Below are 18,767 nucleotides of genomic sequence, written 5' to 3'. Positions count from 1 at the left end.
ATTAAAACCTTACCCTTTGTTTTCTTGATAATTAGTATAACACAATCAACTTATTAGTCTATACTATTTATTTATTTTTATAATATGTTATATTTTTGTCACAATTAATGTGAAAGAATCTTAGAGAATTGCCTTATTTCCTGCTATATGAAGAAGTTGTTTGTGAATTTTATTAATCAAAACCAATTATAATATGGAGAATTCTAAAATTTTACTACTATAGAAGTACTGTTCATATTATAAAAAAACCTTTTTTATCGTTTCGTAATTGTTTTGGATGAATTAGTCTATTTTAGAAACGGTAACTGATTATTTTCGTTAGTATAAACGACTAATCTTATTTATATATTTATTGACACGTGTTGACAAAGAAGTTATTATTGTACCTTGAACGGATACTCTTATCCCGAGCTGGTGGAGGGAAGCAGACCCTATGAAACCCAGCAACCTGCTCCAGTATCATTTCCGAGCGAAGGTGCTAAACTGAGGCAAGGTTTTTTACCTTGAACGATAAGAGTGAAAGGCTCGGCTATGTAGTGAAACCTTTCCTCTACTTTTAAGGGAAAGGTTTTTTCTATTTTACTAGAAATTTTAATAATTCCCTTTCCCCTTGACCTATTAGCAATTATAGGATGAAAGACAAAGCAAAATAATCATGTAAAACTGTCATTTTTAAGTTTTATTTTATAAAAAGCTCCTGTTTACTTCATACTATTTAGGGAATGAGTACCGTATCCAATTATCGGTTAGGAATCCTAACGATTACCTACTTAAGGAGGAACCTTAATGTCTACTAAAAGACGACTGTTTACATCTGAGTCTGTTACAGAAGGACACCCAGATAAAATTTGTGACCAAATTTCTGATTCAATTCTTGATGCTATTTTACAAAAAGATCCTAATGCACGTGTTGCGTGTGAAACATCTGTTACAACAGGCCTTGTATTAGTATCAGGTGAAATTACAACTAACACGTACGTAGATATTCCGAAGACTGTTCGTGAAACGATTCGCGGAATTGGCTATACTCGTGCCAAATACGGTTTTGATGCCGATACATGTGCAGTTTTAACATCTATTGATGAGCAATCTGCTGACATTGCTGCAGGAGTTGACCAAGCTCTTGAAGCTCGTGAAGGTCAAATGACAGATGAAGAAATTGATGCAATTGGTGCTGGTGACCAAGGATTAATGTTTGGCTTTGCATGTAACGAAACAAAAGAACTTATGCCTCTACCTATATCTTTAGCACATAAAATTGCTCGCCGCTTAACAGAGGTACGCAAAGAAGAAATTCTTCCGTATCTACGTCCAGATGGAAAAACACAAGTTACAGTAGAGTATGATGAAAATGATAAGCCTGTTCGTATTGACACAATTGTTATTTCAACACAACATCATCCTGAAGTTTCATTAGAACAAATTCAACGTAATTTGAAGGAATTTGTTATTGATCCTGTAGTTCCAAAAGGACTTATTGATAGTGAAACAAAATACTTCATCAATCCAACAGGAAGGTTTGTTATCGGTGGACCTCAAGGAGATGCTGGTTTAACAGGACGTAAAATCATCGTAGATACATACGGTGGATATGCCCGCCACGGTGGTGGTGCATTCTCTGGTAAGGATGCAACGAAAGTAGACCGTTCCGCTGCATACGCTGCCCGTTATGTGGCAAAAAATATCGTTGCCGCTGAATTAGCAGAAAAATGTGAAGTGCAATTGGCTTATGCAATTGGTGTTGCGCAACCAGTTTCCATTTCCATTGATACATTCGGAACAGGTGCGGTGTCAGAAGATGTTCTAGTTGAAGTTGTTCGCAACAACTTTGATCTTCGTCCAGCTGGAATTATTAAGATGCTTGACCTTCGCCGTCCAATTTATAAACAAACGGCTGCTTACGGCCACTTTGGCAGAACGGATGTTGACCTCCCTTGGGAACGTACGGACAAGGCTGAGAGTTTAAAAGCAGAAGCAGCAAAATAATTATATTAATTAAGAAAGGAGACAGTATGAGTAATGTAAACTCTACTGTCTCCTTTCTTTTCTATTTATCCTGCATTAACGGGAAATAAAACTCTCATTAATGGAAGTTTTCCTTTATTTGAAACGGAATTTTTGTACTATAGCAGACTTTATGACTAAAATTTCACTGGAAAGGGTATTACAATGGTATCGGTTATTATTCCACTGGGGTGCTGTTTTTATAGTATTGGCCTTTTTCAGCATATTCTCGAGAAATCCGATTCAGCTCGCTAATATCATGTTTGTTAAGTTCCCTTACTACTTTAGCGGGGCGACCAAAGGCAAGTGTGTTAGGTGGTATCACTTTCCCTTGTGGTACTAAGCTACCTGCTCCGATAAAAGCGCCTTCACCAATTTCGGCGTTGTCCAGTATAATAGAACCCATACCAATAAGAGCTTTTTTTCTAATTTTACAGCTATGTAAAATAACCCCATGCCCGACTGTTACTTCATCTTCAAGGATAAGAGGATTATTGGGACTTTGGTGTAAAATGGAGTTATCTTGTATATTGACCTTTTTACCAATTTTCGTAGGAGCGACATCTCCGCGAATAACAGTGTTAAACCAGATGCTTGAATATTCATCTATTTCAACATCACCAGTTATCGTTACATAATCAGCTACAAATACACTGTCTGCAATTTTAGGTTTTTTGTCATAATAAGAATAGAGCATAATACTACCTCTTTCTGTGATTTTTATTATAATTAATGTTAGCAGATAATAGAGTATAATAGAATAATAAAAGTGGAAGCGGCTTGGTCAGACCCGACAAGCATAAGGCGGGCATCCCGGAAAGGCGGTGTTTGCCTTTATGGGATGATTGCCTTATGATCTCGAGGGTCTAGCCGCTGTAACTAGATAAATAAAAGTGGAAGCGGCTTGGTCAATGGAAAAGCTTTAACAGTAGAAAAAAGGAGGAAATGCCATGTGGAAGTGGGAAACGGATCAAGAGGCGAAAGCAGTTATCGTAATTGTACACGGGGCAATGGAACATCATGGGCGATATGGCTGGCTCATTGAAATGTGGCGTTCATCTGGATATCATGTCATTATGGGAGACCTACCTGGCCAAGGGATGACCTCACGTTCTGCAAGAGGTCATGTTGACAGTTTTGATGAATACATTATAGAAGTAAAAGATTGGATTCAAGCTGCTTACCAATTTGAACTCCCAGTTTTCTTGCTTGGGCATAGTATGGGAGGACTTATAGCTACAAGACTTTTGCAGGAGACACATATAAATCTTGCTGGTGTTGTTTTGTCTTCCCCGTGTTTAGGAATGCTTCACACTCCTTCTAAGGCTATGGACTTGTTGTCGATTGGACTTAACAAAGTTGCACCAACGGTAAAATTCCCATCTGGTTTGACAGTTGATATGGCGACAAGAAATGCCGATGTTCGAGAAATAGATAGCAATGATACGTTATATATTACAAAAGTATCGGTTCGTTGGTATCGCGAGCTTGTCCAAGCTACGAAGCTGGCTTTAACCAATACAAAAAAGATGCCTGATATACCTTTGTTGGTTATGCAAGCAGGTGATGACAAGATTGTCGATAAAACTGCAGTGAAAAAGTGGTTTAACGAATTGAACATATCAGAAATGCATTATAAAGAATGGCCTAAGTGTTACCATGAGATTTTTAATGAGCCGGAACGCGAAGAAATATTTGAATACTCGAAAGCATTTGTAGAAAGTAGATTAAAAACAATAGGTTATATCGTGTAAGTGAGGTGAGGTAGTTGTCTATTCCGGGTCATCCGTTCTCATTAATGCCTAAAGTGTATCGAAAGGTTTTTCCTGTCGTGCATAGAGAATTGAACTATTGGAGACAAAAAGCAGATTGTATTCCTAATCCAGAACTAAGGAAACAAGCAGCAGGAAGTATAAAAGATAAAACCTTCCATTGTGAAGGAGGTTCTATTATGGCACTGCTTGCGCTTGAACATAAAGATGAGGTAATTCGTTTTATTGTTGCATACCAGACCATTAGTGATTATTTGGACAACCTTTGTGACAGAAGCACCTCTTTAGACCCATCTGATTTTACTCTGTTGCATCAATCAATGTTGGATTCTTTGACAATAGAGGCGGTTCCTAAGAATTATTATGCATTGCGTAATGATCAGGATGATGGAGGGTATTTAGTCGAATTAGTACGTACCTGCCAGTTTGCATTAAGAAAAATGCAGCAATATGAAAACGTAAGAGAACATTTATTAGAATTGTGCCAATACTATTGTGATCTACAAATACATAAACATGTCCAAGTAGAAGAAAGGGTACCGCGGCTACAAAAATGGTATTCCCAGTACAAAGATACTCTACCACCAATGGGCTGGTATGAATTCTCTGCTTGTTCTGGATCAACTTTAGGAATTTTTTGTATTGTTTCCTATGCATTTAGGAATGATTTTCAAGCTTCCTATGCTGATAAAATAAAGCAAGGTTATTTCCCTTATATTCAAGGGTTACACATTCTTCTAGATTATTTTATCGATCAAGAAGAGGATTCATTAGAAGGAGATTTGAATTTTTGTTCTTACTATGAAGATGAGCAACAGCTCAAGGATCGCTTGCTATATTTTTTAGTAAAAGCAGATGAATTTACTAATGAGCTACCTCATGCAAATTTTCATCGCCTCATTAATAAAGGACTTATCGGTGTTTACTTATCGGATGAAAAGGCTTGGAAGCAACAAAAGGTTCACAAATTTTCAAAAGAATTTATTGGAGAAGCTGGCTGGATAACAAGGTTTTTTTATTTGAATGGAAGACTTTATCGAAAATGGCAGAATTGGCGGAAAACTTCATAAGGACAGACTCATTTCTCGAATATAAAAAGGAAGTGAGTCTTTTTTATTGGAGAAGCGGTAAATACCGACTTACTTCCACTTTCTTTGTTGTCTGATTTTCATTGGATACCACCTCTTTCTTAGTCAAAGGCTGTTTTCTAAAGGATTGTTGCTTTTAACAACGGTTAAAAATATAGAGTGGATTAGAACGGAAAAGGACAGTCCATTGGTCATAAACCATAAACAATAAGCTTTGCGAAAACAGCGTAGTTAAAAGATAGCCATTACTTTTAAGCATGTTATTGGACATTCTTTTTCCAAAAAAAGATAATAATACACAACAGATGCATATTTGTTCACTTTTGTATGGTAAGTATGGAAAGGAATGTTCCTATGACAATTAAACTAAGTGTGTTAGATCAATCACCAATCTCTGAAGGAATGAACCCTGAAGAAGCATTGAAAAATACAGTAGAGTTAGCTCAATTTGTTGAAAGTCTTGGATATGAGCGGTTTTGGGTGTCAGAACATCATGACACTTACAGTTTGGCCGGTTCTTCGCCGGAAATTCTCATTACTCACCTAGCTGCTCATACATCAAAAATTCGTGTAGGATCTGGCGGTGTAATGCTACCGCACTATAGTTCCTACAAGGTTGCGGAAAATTTCCGTTTACTAGAGGCTTTGCACCCAAACCGAATCGATTTAGGATTGGGAAGAGCACCTGGAGGGATGCCTCGAGCAACAATGGCACTACACGATGGGAAGAAAAGGGATGTGCATCGCTATCCAGAGCAAATTGATGAATTAATTTATTATTTAACGGATTCCCTTCCAGAAAGCCATCGGTTCTACGGATTAAAGGCTTCCCCGATGATTAAGACTGTGCCGGAACTATGGCTTCTTGGTTCAAGTCCTTCAAGTGCGATGCTTGCTGCACAAAAAGGTTTACCCTATACTTTCGCCCAATTTATTAATGGAGAAGGTGGACCGCAGTATACGGAGGCTTACATAAACAATTTTGTTCCATCTGCTAGCTTGAAAGAGCCGCATAATATGTTTGCTGTTTTTGTTATTTGTGCAGAAACCAATGAAGAAGCGGAACGGATTGCATCTAGCATCGATCTTTCACTGCTGATGATTGAACAAGGAATGGAATCCCATGGAACACCAAGCCCGGAAAAAGCGGCGGCGTATAAATATAGCAGTTTTGAATTAGCGAGGGTTAAAGAAAACAGAAAACGAATGGTTGTCGGAACACCTAAAGAGGTAAAAGAACAGTTGCTTCACCTAAGTGAAAAATACCAAACAAATGAGATTATGCTTGTATCCATTACTTACGACATCCAAGACAAACGAAAAACCTTCGAACTAATCGCAAATGAATTACTTTAATAGTTTAACGTAATGAGGGACGGACCTTTCCACAGGTCCGTCCCTCATTTTTACCTTTTTTCCAACGCAATGATAAATGGTGGATTGTTTTGTTGATTCATGAATTGATATCGTAATACATGTACATAGTTTTGATCCAGCTTTTCCACATAACGGATAATATAATCACGTTCTACCGCTCCCTCACGGTGACCATGGTAAATAACAAGCACAAGGATTCCTTCTGGCCCCATCATTTCTAACAGCTGTTCAATGGCCGAGATAGTTGTTTTTGGTCTTGTGACAATATGTTTGTCTCCACCAGGTAAATAACCTAAATTAAAAATTGCTCCCATAATTTTTCCATGATGTACTGGAGGAATAGCATTCATCAGCGTTTCATGCCCTTGTTGGAACAATGTAACACGGTCTGCTAGTTCATGTGTAATGAGACGTTCGTGGGTGTTCTCTACTGCTTCTCTTTGAATATCAAAGCCATACACACGTCCATTTTCTCCAACAATCTGCGCGAGGAAAAGTGTATCATGTCCGTTTCCAAGTGTAGCATCAACGACTACATCACCAGGAGTCACTGCTTTTTGTAGCAGTTGTCGTGCAAAAGGAAGAATTCGTTCTAGTTTCATGAGATCACTTCCGATTTGTAAAATTTACCTTGCCAGGTGTCTCTTCGTTTTAATTCTCGATCAATGTGATTAAGAACATCCCATTTGTTCACACTCCACATTGGACCAACCATTAAATCAATTGGTCCGTCACCAGTTATGCGATGAACAATCATTTCTGGTGGAATTATTTCCAGTTGGTCGCATACTAAACTCACATATTCGTCAAAGGATAGAAATTCCAGTAATCCTTTTTCGTACTGCTTTACCATTGGTGTTCCTTTTAACAGGTGAAGTAAATGAATTTTAATTCCTTGAACATCTAATTTGGCAACTTCTCTGGCAGTTTCCATCATCATACCGTAATTTTCTTGAGGTAAACCGTTAATAATATGAGAACAAACGCGAATTCCGTGCTTTCTTAATTTATTTACACCTTCGACATAGCAAGTATAATCATGTGCACGGTTAATCATTGTCGCTGTCTTTTCGTGAACAGTTTGCAGTCCTAATTCAACCCAAAGATAAGTTCTCTCGTTGAGCTCTGCCAAATATTCTACAACATCATCTGGAAGACAATCGGGACGTGTTGCGATAGACAAGCCTACAACATCATCCTGCTTTAGAACTGTTTCGTATTTTTCACGAAGTTCCTCAACAGGTGCATGCGTGTTTGTGAACGCTTGAAAATAAGCCATGTATTTTCCATCTTTCCATTTTTTATGCATTCTTTTTTTTATATCGTTAAATTGCTTTTCTAATGGATCAACACGGTTTCCTGCAAAATCTCCTGAGCCTGCAGCACTACAAAATGTACATCCACCATGAGCGACAGTACCATCACGGTTGGGACAGTCAAATCCGCCATCTAACGCAACCTTGAATACTTTATGTCCAAAATGCTTGCGTAGATGATAATTCCAAGTATGATACCTCTTATCATCAAGTGCATATGGAAATGGATTTGTTGAGCTAGTCACAACAAACACCTCCTAAACAAACAATTCTTAAGGTCCGTCCCTCACTGCGTTAACGCAGTGAGGGACGGACCTTGTAATTAAGAGTTTATCATGAAAGAGGGAGAGGAGCGAATGGATTTTGAATGTTAGGTAAATAGGTGAAGATTTCCACTTTTATAAAGTAGGATGTTGTTCACAATAAGAAAGAAGAAGGAAATGATTCTTTGTCTTCTTTACACATAGATGTTGCAACAGGATACAGGTGTAAAAGGTTATAAGGAAAAGAAGTTTAATGGAAACAATAGTTCACTCGTTTTTTTATGATAAAAATTATTTCCATCTAGTTTGCTGACATCATTTTATTAGTAGGGGGTAATCAAGAGTGGCAACAAGACAATCGGTTGATGAATGTATTCAAAAGTGTGAAGACGCGATTCGTTACGCACAAGAGCAATATAAATCAGGTACACAACAAGAGCATTACCATGATCAGGAGTATACACAAGCAATGCAAGGGGTTGAAGAGGCAATTAATGATGTAATGAATCTGGCTAATAGTGCGAATGCACAACAACGAGATCAATTACACAGAATGAGATTGCAACTTCAAAATCTTCAGAACGAAATGATACTCTTAGACCATGACCCATCTACGGTTGGAGGGAAGTTACATTGAAAAAACGTTCAAAACAAAATAATCCAGAGCAAAAAACTCGTAACAACAACCGGAATTTAGAAACAGAGTTCGGTGAGGAGTATAATCCTGTACAAGAAGCGAAAAAGAAATATGAACGTCAAGGTCAGCCAATTAAATCAAAACAACGCACGGAATAATTAATAGGAGACTAACTATGACTAAATTAGTCATAGTTAGTCTCTTTTATATTAGTATCTAGACTTAGAATAAACTAGGCTGTGTCAACAATACGGTTGTGCTAGGAAATATTTAACCCATCTAGAATGAGGGGGAACTGTACAATAAGGCTATCAATAATTTTGGCCAGGAGAAATAATTAGGAGTGGGCAGAAAGAAATCGCAAAACAGAAATTATTGATAGGGGCATAGCGAATTTATTGAGGAGATGGTGGGGATATTTCACTTATTTAAAAACCGAGAAAATATTCTTGCCACCTAGCGTAAAAAAGAGTAAAATCCTTTTGGTACTCGAAATAATTGCAAAGTATAAGCGGCTCGAGAAACTAGCTGCTGTAACTAGACCAATTTCCGAAAGGAGCTTTTTTTATGCCAAAATCACTATGGTTCCTCGTTGTCGGTATGGCGGTGAATGTAACAGGGGCTTCCTTTTTATGGCCACTCAACACAATCTACATTAACGAGCATCTCGGAAAGTCTTTAACTGTTGCAGGTATCGTTTTAATGTTAAATGCAGGTGCAAGTGTAATAGGTAATCTTGTTGGCGGAACTCTTTTTGATAAAATTGGAGGGTATCGTTCTGTATTGCTTGGGATTGTTATAACGCTTACTGCTTTGATAGGGATAAATATTTGGAATGATTGGCTGGGATATGTCACTTTTCTTACTATAATCGGTTTTGGTTCGGGAGTGGTATTTCCTTCGATGTTTGCAATGGCTGGATCTGTCTGGCCTGAAGGAGGACGAAAGGCGTTTAACTCAATTTATGTAGCGCAAAATATTGGTGTTGCAGTTGGAGCATCCCTTGGTGGTTTCGTTGCATCCTTTTCCTTTAGGTATATATTTTTAGCTAATTTACTTATGTTTGTTATATTTTTCTTCATTGCATTATTTGGTTATAAAAATATTTCAGTGGAAAGAGTCCATCAAACATCTGTATTGAATGAATCAAAACTTATAAAGAATAAGGCTAAGTTTACTTCTCTTGTAATCATTTGTGCAGCATATTTATTATGTTGGGTTGGCTATGTTCAGTGGCAATCTACTATTGCTAGTTACACGCAAGAGGTTAATATAAGTTTAAAGCAGTACAGCATGCTCTGGACAATAAACGGAGCATTAATTGTATTGGCACAACCGTTACTCACCAAACTGATTAAAAAATTTGAAGACAATTTAAAAATTCAAATTATCATTGGTACAGTTATATTTATGATTTCCTTTGGTGTAGCTTCTGTGGCCGGTAATTTTCAATTGTTTGCAGTTGCGATGATTATTATGACAATTGGAGAAATGTTGGTTTGGCCGGCAGTTCCTACTATAGCTAACAGTTTGGCTCCAAAGGGAAGAGAAGGTTTTTACCAAGGAATTGTGAATAGTACCGCAACAGGTGGGAGAATGATTGGGCCGTTTATAGGCGGTGTCCTTGTCGACCTATTCAGCATTCAGGCATTGTTTGGCGTATTAATTGTCTTTTTCTTCATTTCATTAATTTTGTCTAGCCAATATGATCGTCCACTCAAAAAGAAAAAAGAATCGATTCATGTTTCAGTAAATTAAAGAATTAGCCAAAGAATATAAAATGAAAAACAAAGCCAGGGGGGGATTTTACCCCCCCTGGCTTTGTTTTTTTATACCATTCATGATGAAATGAATGGCAGTATCTATTTCTGCTTCTTCATCCATAAGGGAAATTTCCGGAAGCAAGACAAAGCGAGATACGAAATAACCTCCAATAAAAGTAAACATCAATCTTAGTATAATATTGTTAGGAATATCTACTAGTTCTCCGCGTTGTTTATACGTTTCAATAACTTTAGTGAGTCGGTGTCCAATGGTTTCTGAAAAATAAGGGAGTAGCTCGTTTCTTAAGTTTTCATTATATAAAAACTCTTTGATTACAATTTGAAATATTTCTTTATTTTCTTTAATAAAGGCAATTCTATTTTTAAGTAATGCTCTTAGAAAGTCTTCAAAGCATACTACATTTTTTGACATTACTTCGGTAAAAACTTCTTCCGCTATTGTTGGCAGTGACTCTTTTAGGAATGGGAGAATAACCGAAAGTAATAGATTGTCCTTCGTTCCATAATGACGAAAAATAGTTCCTTCCGCTACCTGTGCTGCTTTTGCTATTTCGCTAGTTGATGTGTTTGCATATCCTTTTTCTGCAAACATTTTAATCGCAGTTTCTACGATTTTTTGTTGTTTATTGGTTTGTTTTTTTGATAATTTTGCTTGGGCAATCATTGCATCTAAAAGATTGTGTTTAGACAATTAAGACCACTTCCTTTATAATCTGAACTTAATTATAACGTACGATACTTTTTCAAAGCGAATATATTTAGTGAAATAAAGATCACTGCAAATATTACTAGAGCAAGGAGATCTATTTGTATTTCACCTAAACCTTGCCCTTTATACATTACGGCCTTTAAAGCATCCGCTGCATAATAGAGTGGCATGATTTTCCCTACGGATTGTAACCAATCTGCCATTCCTTCAAGCGGAAGAATCCCGGTAAAAAATATTTGTGGAACCACTACTATCGGGATAAACTGAACCATTTGGAATTCAGAAGCAGCAAAGCTTGATAATAGAATTCCTAATGAGAGTGCCACTAATGCCAATAGTAAATTTATAAGAATTACATTCCACATCGAGCCTACAAGTACTATATCTAATACACTAACTGAATATAAGACAATAATGATGGTTTGAAGAATGGCAAATATTCCAAAACCAACTAAATATGCTGTCACTATTTCTCCTCTTCGAATAGGTGTTGACATTAACCGTTCCAATGTACCGGTAGTCCGTTCTTTTAATAAACCAATTCCTGAGATAAGAAATACAAAAAAGAAAACAAAGAAGCCAATTAAAATTGGACTTAAAACATCAAAGAATACCGTGTCACTACTACCATAAACATAATTAGTCTCGATATGGCTCCCTTTCAAATCCAATGGGCTATCTTTAATTAACTTTGCTTGAACCTGTGCTGCTATTGCTTGGTTTACTTTCACTTGTAATGATGTGGCCTGTGATGGGTCACTATTTTGTAGTGTCATTTCTATGTTTTCATTATCCATTTGTAGGAGACCATCAAGGTTATCTTCCACAACCGTATCGTTAGTTGCTCTCTCATATTCTTTGACAGTAATATTCGCATCTTCTAATACTTTTACAAGTGTATTATCGATATTTACTACGCCTAATGTCGGTTTAACGGAATCTCCATTAAATAGTAGATACATTAAGGATAAAATTAATAATGGGGCCACAAACAATAAAGCTAATGTTCGTTTATCCCGGAGCATTTCTTGACAAATCCTTTTGATTAATGCAACGGTTCTCATGGATTTTTCCTCCCTGCTTTTAGGAATACTTCGTCGAAATTGTTCACTTCGTAGTACGTCTTCAATTCTTTTGGTGTACCATTAGTTAGGATAATTCCATCTCTTACCATTGCTATATAGTCACATCTTTCTGCTTCATCCATAACGTGTGTTGTTACGATAATCGTTTTACCTTCTTCCGTTTTTAATCGTTTTAATTCTTTCCAAATTATTAGTCTTAGTTCAGGGTCAATTCCTACTGTTGGTTCATCTAATATAAGAATTTTAGGATTTTGAATTAAAGCAATCGCTAGGGATAGTCGACGCTTCATTCCACCTGAATAGGCAGATACTTTTTTATTTAATTCATCTGTTAAATTTACTAAGTCGGCAGCGTACGTGATGCGCTCCATCATTTCCGCTTTCTTCAACTTGTATAGAGACGCAAAGAATGTAAGATTTTCCCTACCTGTTAATTCTGTATAAAGGGCATCCGATTGAGCCATATATCCAATCTCTTGAAGTAGCTTTAAATTGGGCACTTTTTTATTTAACACATGAATAGTTCCTGTATCAGGCTTATCCATTCCTACTATCATTTTTACTAGCGTTGTCTTTCCTGCACCTGAGGGACCGATAAATCCATAAATTTGCCCTCCCTCTATGGTTAAATCTATCTCATTCAGGACGGTTTTCTTGCCAAAACTTTTACTAATTTGTTCTATCGCAATACTAATACTCATTAAAAAATACCTCCTGTCAAAAGAAGTGAGTGTTTACTCATTTATACTACAATTTATTTTATTTATGTCAATGAAAAAGTGAGTATTCACTTATTTTTTGCGAGATAAGATTCCTTGTAACCTCTACATATAGTATTAATCAGTGATAAAATAAAAAGTAGAATGTTTGCAATATTTTCAAAGGGGATGGTTCAAAATACCGTTGTATCTGTCACTGGTGCTGAACAAGGAATTGGGTTTGAAATCGCTGGAGAAGTAATTTATCCGCTTGTACCACAAAAGCGATTTCTAGAAATAAGGGGAATTTCTGGTTATATGATGTTCCTTTGCAGTGATGCAGCGAAAGGTGTCACATCACAGGTCAGGTGATAATCTTAGATGGGGGCACATTGTTCAATAGTTCCTCATTGTTTTCTTGTCAACATATGTAGAACCCTGAAAAAAGTTTCTTGTAATTAGGCTTGCAACTCTGTATATTTTTGAATAAAATAGGAAATACAGTAGATAACATAATAGAAACTGTGATGAGGAGCAGTAGTGATTGTTTTCTGAGAAAGAGAGTTGACGGGTGGTGCAAGTCAACCAGAAACATCATGAACTCGCCTTTGAGTTGCAAGTGTGAAAGTTTAGTAATACTTGCCGTTTTCCGCGTTAAGGATGAATAGAGCGAGTGCGAGTACATTACACTAACCTGGGTGGTACCGCGGGAGTATATACATATAAACTCTCGTCCCAAATATTTATTTGGGATGAGAGTTTTTTTATTTTTTATTTAAAAGGAGGTTCTCAATATGAGTTTTAATCATAGAGAGATTGAATCGAAATGGCAGAAATACTGGGAAGGTAATAAAACCTTTAAAACAACGACTGACGAAGGAAAACCAAAATTTTATGCACTAGATATGTTTCCATATCCATCTGGTGCTGGCCTTCATGTAGGGCATCCAGAAGGGTATACAGCCACAGATATTCTTTCGCGCATGAAACGCATGCAAGGTTATAATGTTCTACACCCAATTGGCTGGGATGCCTTTGGGTTACCTGCAGAGCAATATGCACTAGATACAGGGAATGACCCAGCGGAATTCACGAAACAAAACATTGATAATTTCCGCCGTCAAATTAAAGCACTTGGTTTTTCCTATGATTGGGATCGTGAAGTTAATACGACAGATCCAAGTTATTATAAATGGACACAATGGATTTTTACGAAGCTTTATGAAAAAGGGTTAGCTTACGTTGATGAAGTTGCCGTAAACTGGTGCCCAGCACTTGGGACAGTACTTGCGAATGAAGAAGTTATTGATGGAAAAAGTGAACGTGGTGGACACCCTGTCGAACGTCGTCCAATGAAACAGTGGATGCTGAAAATAACTGCTTATGCTGACCGTCTTCTAGAAGATTTAGAAGATCTAGATTGGCCAGAAAGCATCAAAGATATGCAACGTAACTGGATAGGTCGTTCTGAAGGTGCAGAAATTACCTTCAAAATAGAAGGTTATGAGGACAGTTTTGATGTTTTCACCACTCGTCCAGATACAATTTTTGGTGCTACTTACGCTGTTATCGCACCAGAACACCCGTTAGTTGAAAAAATTACAACTTCTGAGCAACAAGGTGCAGTAGAGACGTATATTAACGAAGTAAAATCAAAAAGTGACCTCGAACGTACAGATCTTGCGAAAGACAAAACAGGTGCCTTTACAGGCGCGTATGCGATTAATCCTGTAAATGGAGCTAAAATGCCAATTTGGATTGCAGACTATGTACTAATGAGTTACGGTTCTGGTGCGATTATGGCAGTACCTGCACATGATGAACGTGACTATGAATTTGCGAAAAAATTTGAACTCCCAATTGTGGAAGTGGTTGCAGGTGGAGATATCGAGAAAGAAGCGTATACTGGTGATGGAGCACATGTTAATTCTGATTTTCTAAATGATCTTGAAAAAGAAGAAGCAATAGTAAAAGCAATTGAATGGCTTGAAGAAAAAGAAATAGGAACGAAAAAAGTGACGTATCGTTTACGTGATTGGCTATTCAGTCGCCAACGATATTGGGGAGAGCCAATTCCTGTTATCCATTGGGAAGATGGTACCGCAACGACTGTTCCAGAAAGTGAGCTTCCACTTGTACTTCCAAAAACAACGGAAATTAAGCCTTCTGGTACCGGTGAATCTCCACTTGCTAATATTAGCGACTGGGTTAATGTCGAAGATCCTGAAACAGGTAAAAAAGGACGTCGTGAAACAAATACAATGCCGCAGTGGGCAGGTAGCTGCTGGTATTATCTACGTTATATTGATCCGAAAAATCCAGAGGCACTTGCAGACGCTAAAAAATTGAACGACTGGCTTCCAGTTGATATTTATATCGGTGGTGCAGAACATGCTGTTCTCCACTTACTATATGCTCGTTTTTGGCATAAATTCCTTTATGACATCGGAGTAGTTCCGACAAAAGAGCCATTCCAACAGTTGTTTAATCAAGGGATGATTCTTGGAGAAAATAACGAAAAGATGAGTAAATCAAAAGGAAATGTAGTCAATCCAGATGAAATTGTAGCAAGCCATGGTGCTGACACACTACGTTTATACGAAATGTTTATGGGACCGCTTGAGGCATCAATCGCATGGAGTACTACAGGCTTAGACGGAGCGCGTCGCTTCCTTGACCGCGTGTGGCGTTTACTTACAGAAGAGGATGGAAGCTTAAGTTCTAAAGTGAAGGATGTAGCTAATAGTGACCTTGATAAAGTTTATCACCAAACGGTCAAAAAAGTTACGGAAGATTATGAGGGAATTCGCTTTAACACAGGTATTTCTCAGTTAATGGTGTTCATTAACGATGCATACAAAGCTGAAACACTTCCAAAAGAGTATATGGAAGGCTTCGTCAAACTTCTTGCACCAATTGCACCACATATTGCCGAAGAGCTATGGAGCAAACTTGGTCATGAAGGAACGATCTCTTACGCAAAGTGGCCAACTTATGATGAATCCAAACTCGTTGACAACGAAGTGGAAATTGTTCTTCAAATCAACGGAAAGGTTCGTACAAAACTGACAGTTGCTAGAGATATCGGTAAGGAAGATTTAGAAAAAATTGCGATGGAAGACGAAACGATTCAATCGCAAATTGAAGGCAAAACAGTAAGAAAAGTAATTGCTGTTCCTGGAAAACTAGTGAATATTGTAGCAAACTGATAAAGATAAAAAGCTTAGCCACGTTTATTTAGCGGGCTAAGCTTTTTCCTTAAGAAAAGGTGTTTTAATGCAGGAGGAATACAAATGGCACAAAATGAAAACAAATCAAAGATGAATAACTTTATTATGTATTTATTTGGATTTTCCTCTTTACTATGGCTTACAGTAGGGATTATTTCTAAAGAAAAGCAGTTAGTTTATCTTGGAGTAGGGATACTGAACTTACTTACAGCTACCGCCTTCCACCCGAAGGTCCAAAAGAGAATTCAAGCACAACGTGAAAAAAGGGAGCAAAGGTAGTTGGAATTTTATATAGTAATTATCAAGCAATGATTTTTGCTCATCTACACCCATCTGATATAATCATACTGACTAATAGGAAAGGATGATTACGATGGATTCAATAAAAACAATTACAACTGATGAACTTCAAAAGAAATTAAAAAATGGCGAAGACCTTCATTTAGTAGATGTTCGAGAAGACGAAGAAGTAGCAGAAGGAATGATTCCACAAGCTATACATATTAAAATGGGGGACATCCCTGAATCAACAGACCGTTTCGACAAAGACAAAGAGTATATTGTGATTTGTCGCTCTGGCGGTCGTAGCGGAAAGGTGTGCCACTACCTGCAGGATCAAGGCTATAAAGTAGTCAACATGGAAGGCGGCATGCTTGCATGGGAAGGCGAAACAAAGCCTAAATAGAAAAGCGGAAGCGGCTCGATTAGCTCGAGAAGAAAAAAGGGGTTTCCCTCAAAAGGCGCCTTTTGCCTTTAGAGGGAAATCATCTTTTTCACAGCGAGCTAGCCGCTGAAGCTGGACAAAATAGAAAAGCGGAAGCGGCTCGATCAGCTCGAGAAGAAAAAAGGGGTTTCCCTCAAAAGGCGCCTTTTGCCTTTAGAGGGAAACCATCTTTTTCACAGCGAGCTAGCCGCTGAAGCTGGACAAAAAGAAAAGCGGAAGCGGCTCGACTAGCTCGCTAAAACTAGACAAAAAGAAAAGCCCCTCAACACTTTACACCTGTGTTGAGGGGCTTTTTACCTGAATATACCTTTAACACGTTAATGCATTCAGGGACGGACCTTTAAATGTGGTGGTTTTAATTTTCTGAAAAATGCTAACAATGTTAGTAATTGATTCGTTGGAGGAGAGAAAAGTGATTCAGGTGAAGATGTTTGATTATGAGCATGAGAAGGATTTGGAACAAGATATGAATTTATTTTTGAGCAAGGTGGAGGAAGGGAAAATAGTCGATATTAAATATCATGTTGCCGCGATGGCAGAGGAAGAGGAGGAGGAGCAAATTTATTGTTTTTCTGCGATGGTTATATATAGAAAATAAAAGGAAGAGGTTATGGAGAAAGGAATATAAGCTACCATAACCTCTTCCTATTTAAATTAATGCTGCATTCGAACCGGCAAGTCGACCTGTAACCAATGCAGATGTTATATTGTATCCGCCAGTATAGCCATGGATATCCAATACCTCACCGCAAAAGAACAAACCATGCATCTTTTTGGAATGCATTGTTTTAGGCTCTATTTCTTTAATGGATACTCCGCCTCCAGTAACAAATGCCTTATCTAAAGGTAATGTTCCATTAACCGTAAACGTAAAATGTTTCAATAAGTCCGCAAATTTCCTTATCTTCTCAGCAGATAAATTGTCTCCTTTTTCATCAGGAGTTATTTCCGCCTTTTCTAATAAAAACAAGAGATATCTCTCTGGTGCGAGACCTTTTACTATATTTTTCACAGCCTTTTTGCCATCTTCTTTTATTTGTTTATTCAATGACTGGAAGAGCTGTTCCGTATTCTGATCAGGTATACTGTCAATGACCATACTAACATGGTCTAGGTTCCATTTTTTCATTGCCTTTACTACAAATTGACTACACCTTAAAACGGCAGGGCCAGAAATGCCAAGATGAGTAAAAATCATATCCATCCGATGCGTAATCAATTTTTTTCCTTTAGGATTTAGTACACTTAGTTCAATATCTCGAAGGGATAAACCTTGTAGCGTTTTTGATTTGATAAAATTTTCATCAGAAGTAAGCGGGACTTCGGTAGGGAATATATCTGTAATTGTATGTCCAGCCTCCTTTGCCCAAGGGTACCCATCACCAGTAGATCCTGTATGTGGAACGGACTTTCCTCCAACCGCGATAACAACAGCCTTCGATGAAATAAATTCTCCTGACACCAACTTTACTCCAGAAGTTTGTCCATTTTCGTAGAGTACTCTATCAACCGATGTATTTGTTTTCGTTTCCACGTTTAATTCTTTCATTCTTTGCAATAATGCCTCTACAACATCTTGTGCACGATTAGAAACAGGAAACATTCTGCCATGATCTTCTTCTTTCAGGTATATTCCAAGTTTTTCAAAAAACGCAATAATATCCTCATTGTTAAAAACGGAAAAAGCACTGTATAAAAAACGCCCATTTCCTGGAATATGCTTAATTATCTCCTCTATAGGAAGTCGGTTTGTTACATTACAACGACCTCCGCCAGATATGGCTAGCTTACGACCAAGCTTATTTCCCTTATCGATTAAAAGAACCTTAGCTCCATTTTCACCAGCAGCAATGGACGCCATTAATCCAGAGGGACCTCCTCCGATAACAATTACATCATAATTTTTCATAAATTCACCAACTTTATATTTTCAAGACTATTAGACATCTTTTTTTAATAATATAGAAGGAATTGGTTGTGCGTATAAACTATTCCTCGATAAAATAAAGATAATCTTCACCCTGCTAGAATGATTCCCTTTATTTTATCGAGGTTTCGACTTGAATACAATGTTTCACTA

Annotated in this window: 19 protein-coding genes, 1 riboswitch and 1 other annotated feature; of the genes, 12 read left to right on the top strand and 7 right to left on the bottom strand. The window is 37.5% G+C overall.

Going from position 1 to position 18,767, the window contains the following annotated elements; genetic code table 11:
• Positions 1-398: 398 nt before the first annotated feature.
• A riboswitch (SAM riboswitch) is annotated at positions 399-517 on the top strand.
• A gap of 269 nt (positions 518-786) precedes the next feature.
• Positions 787-1,986 (top strand): methionine adenosyltransferase, encoded by a 1,200-nt coding sequence (gene metK, locus ACFSUL_RS13050; RefSeq protein ID WP_377936079.1) that lies wholly within the window; start codon positions 787-789, stop codon positions 1,984-1,986.
• 196 nt (positions 1,987-2,182) lie between these two features.
• On the opposite strand, the gene ACFSUL_RS13045 is transcribed toward metK, so the two are convergent.
• The gene (locus tag ACFSUL_RS13045) at positions 2,183-2,701 is read right to left on the bottom strand and encodes a gamma carbonic anhydrase (protein WP_377936077.1); all 519 of its coding nucleotides are present in this window, start codon (positions 2,699-2,701) and stop codon (positions 2,183-2,185) included.
• Between the two features lie 253 nt (positions 2,702-2,954).
• Between ACFSUL_RS13045 and ACFSUL_RS13040 the strand changes: the two genes are divergently transcribed.
• The 3 genes from ACFSUL_RS13040 to ACFSUL_RS13030 all read left to right on the top strand — a co-directional run bounded on the left by ACFSUL_RS13040 (position 2,955) and on the right by ACFSUL_RS13030 (position 6,220).
• Positions 2,955-3,758, top strand: a complete 804-nt coding sequence (locus ACFSUL_RS13040; protein ID WP_377936074.1) for an alpha/beta hydrolase — start codon at positions 2,955-2,957, stop codon at positions 3,756-3,758.
• A 14-nt stretch (positions 3,759-3,772) separates the two neighbouring features.
• Complete coding sequence (locus ACFSUL_RS13035) at positions 3,773-4,846, top strand: tetraprenyl-beta-curcumene synthase family protein (RefSeq protein WP_377936072.1); 1,074 nt, start codon at positions 3,773-3,775, stop codon at positions 4,844-4,846.
• Positions 4,847-5,218: 372 nt separating this feature from the next.
• Positions 5,219-6,220: an LLM class flavin-dependent oxidoreductase gene (locus tag ACFSUL_RS13030; RefSeq protein ID WP_377936071.1), complete on the top strand. Its 1,002-nt coding sequence runs from the start codon at positions 5,219-5,221 to the stop codon at positions 6,218-6,220.
• Between the two features lie 50 nt (positions 6,221-6,270).
• Here the strand turns inward: ACFSUL_RS13030 and ACFSUL_RS13025 are convergent, their stop codons facing one another.
• Both ACFSUL_RS13025 and ACFSUL_RS13020 read right to left on the bottom strand, forming a co-directional pair.
• On the bottom strand, positions 6,271-6,843 hold the full coding sequence (locus ACFSUL_RS13025; RefSeq protein ID WP_377936069.1) for a class I SAM-dependent methyltransferase: 573 nt from the start codon (positions 6,841-6,843) through the stop codon (positions 6,271-6,273).
• Positions 6,840-7,802: a TIGR01212 family radical SAM protein gene (locus ACFSUL_RS13020; protein ID WP_377936067.1), complete on the bottom strand. Its 963-nt coding sequence runs from the start codon at positions 7,800-7,802 to the stop codon at positions 6,840-6,842. The genes ACFSUL_RS13025 and ACFSUL_RS13020 overlap by 4 nt, the downstream gene beginning before the upstream one ends.
• 361 nt (positions 7,803-8,163) lie before the next feature.
• Between ACFSUL_RS13020 and ACFSUL_RS13015 the strand changes: the two genes are divergently transcribed.
• The 3 genes from ACFSUL_RS13015 to ACFSUL_RS13005 all read left to right on the top strand — a co-directional run bounded on the left by ACFSUL_RS13015 (position 8,164) and on the right by ACFSUL_RS13005 (position 10,215).
• Positions 8,164-8,457, top strand: a complete 294-nt coding sequence (locus ACFSUL_RS13015) for a YtzC family protein (protein ID WP_377936065.1) — start codon at positions 8,164-8,166, stop codon at positions 8,455-8,457.
• Positions 8,454-8,615: a glycogen biosynthesis protein GlgD gene (locus ACFSUL_RS13010; protein ID WP_377936063.1), complete on the top strand. Its 162-nt coding sequence runs from the start codon at positions 8,454-8,456 to the stop codon at positions 8,613-8,615. Before ACFSUL_RS13015 ends, ACFSUL_RS13010 begins: the two co-directional genes overlap by 4 nt.
• Positions 8,616-9,024: 409 nt before the next feature.
• Complete coding sequence (locus ACFSUL_RS13005; protein ID WP_377936061.1) at positions 9,025-10,215, top strand: MDR family MFS transporter; 1,191 nt, start codon at positions 9,025-9,027, stop codon at positions 10,213-10,215.
• Positions 10,216-10,263: 48 nt separating this feature from the next.
• On the opposite strand, the gene ACFSUL_RS13000 is transcribed toward ACFSUL_RS13005, so the two are convergent.
• The 3 genes from ACFSUL_RS13000 to ACFSUL_RS12990 are packed head-to-tail and all read right to left on the bottom strand — an operon-like array spanning position 10,264 to position 12,736.
• On the bottom strand, positions 10,264-10,932 hold the full coding sequence (locus tag ACFSUL_RS13000) for a TetR/AcrR family transcriptional regulator (protein WP_377936059.1): 669 nt from the start codon (positions 10,930-10,932) through the stop codon (positions 10,264-10,266).
• A gap of 32 nt (positions 10,933-10,964) precedes the next feature.
• Positions 10,965-12,014 (bottom strand): ABC transporter permease, encoded by a 1,050-nt coding sequence (locus tag ACFSUL_RS12995; protein ID WP_377936057.1) that lies wholly within the window; start codon positions 12,012-12,014, stop codon positions 10,965-10,967.
• Positions 12,011-12,736, bottom strand: a complete 726-nt coding sequence (locus ACFSUL_RS12990; RefSeq protein WP_377936055.1) for an ABC transporter ATP-binding protein — start codon at positions 12,734-12,736, stop codon at positions 12,011-12,013. The genes ACFSUL_RS12995 and ACFSUL_RS12990 overlap by 4 nt, the downstream gene beginning before the upstream one ends.
• Positions 12,737-12,922: 186 nt before the next feature.
• Between ACFSUL_RS12990 and ACFSUL_RS12985 the strand changes: the two genes are divergently transcribed.
• The 5 genes from ACFSUL_RS12985 to ACFSUL_RS12965 all read left to right on the top strand — a co-directional run bounded on the left by ACFSUL_RS12985 (position 12,923) and on the right by ACFSUL_RS12965 (position 17,285).
• Positions 12,923-13,105 (top strand): hypothetical protein, encoded by a 183-nt coding sequence (locus ACFSUL_RS12985; protein ID WP_377936053.1) that lies wholly within the window; start codon positions 12,923-12,925, stop codon positions 13,103-13,105.
• 143 nt (positions 13,106-13,248) lie between these two features.
• Positions 13,249-13,474: a binding site (T-box leader), on the top strand.
• 53 nt (positions 13,475-13,527) lie between these two features.
• Positions 13,528-15,942, top strand: a complete 2,415-nt coding sequence (leuS, locus tag ACFSUL_RS12980) for a leucine--tRNA ligase (RefSeq protein ID WP_377936051.1) — start codon at positions 13,528-13,530, stop codon at positions 15,940-15,942.
• 84 nt (positions 15,943-16,026) lie between these two features.
• Positions 16,027-16,242: a hypothetical protein gene (locus ACFSUL_RS12975; RefSeq protein ID WP_071410988.1), complete on the top strand. Its 216-nt coding sequence runs from the start codon at positions 16,027-16,029 to the stop codon at positions 16,240-16,242.
• A gap of 94 nt (positions 16,243-16,336) precedes the next feature.
• Entirely contained in the window at positions 16,337-16,648 is a 312-nt protein-coding gene (locus ACFSUL_RS12970; protein WP_377936048.1) for a rhodanese-like domain-containing protein, read from the top strand.
• Between the two features lie 451 nt (positions 16,649-17,099).
• Positions 17,100-17,285 (top strand): sporulation protein Cse60, encoded by a 186-nt coding sequence (locus ACFSUL_RS12965; protein WP_071410990.1) that lies wholly within the window; start codon positions 17,100-17,102, stop codon positions 17,283-17,285.
• A gap of 51 nt (positions 17,286-17,336) precedes the next feature.
• Here the strand turns inward: ACFSUL_RS12965 and ACFSUL_RS12960 are convergent, their stop codons facing one another.
• Positions 17,337-18,596 (bottom strand): BaiN/RdsA family NAD(P)/FAD-dependent oxidoreductase, encoded by a 1,260-nt coding sequence (locus ACFSUL_RS12960; protein ID WP_377936045.1) that lies wholly within the window; start codon positions 18,594-18,596, stop codon positions 17,337-17,339.
• Positions 18,597-18,767: the final 171 nt, after the last annotated feature.

The organism is Bacillus seohaeanensis (genome assembly GCF_042684945.1).
Classification (GTDB): domain Bacteria; phylum Bacillota; class Bacilli; order Bacillales; family Bacillaceae_B; genus Rossellomorea; species Rossellomorea seohaeanensis.
This window is presented reverse-complemented; position numbering and strand designations above follow the sequence as displayed.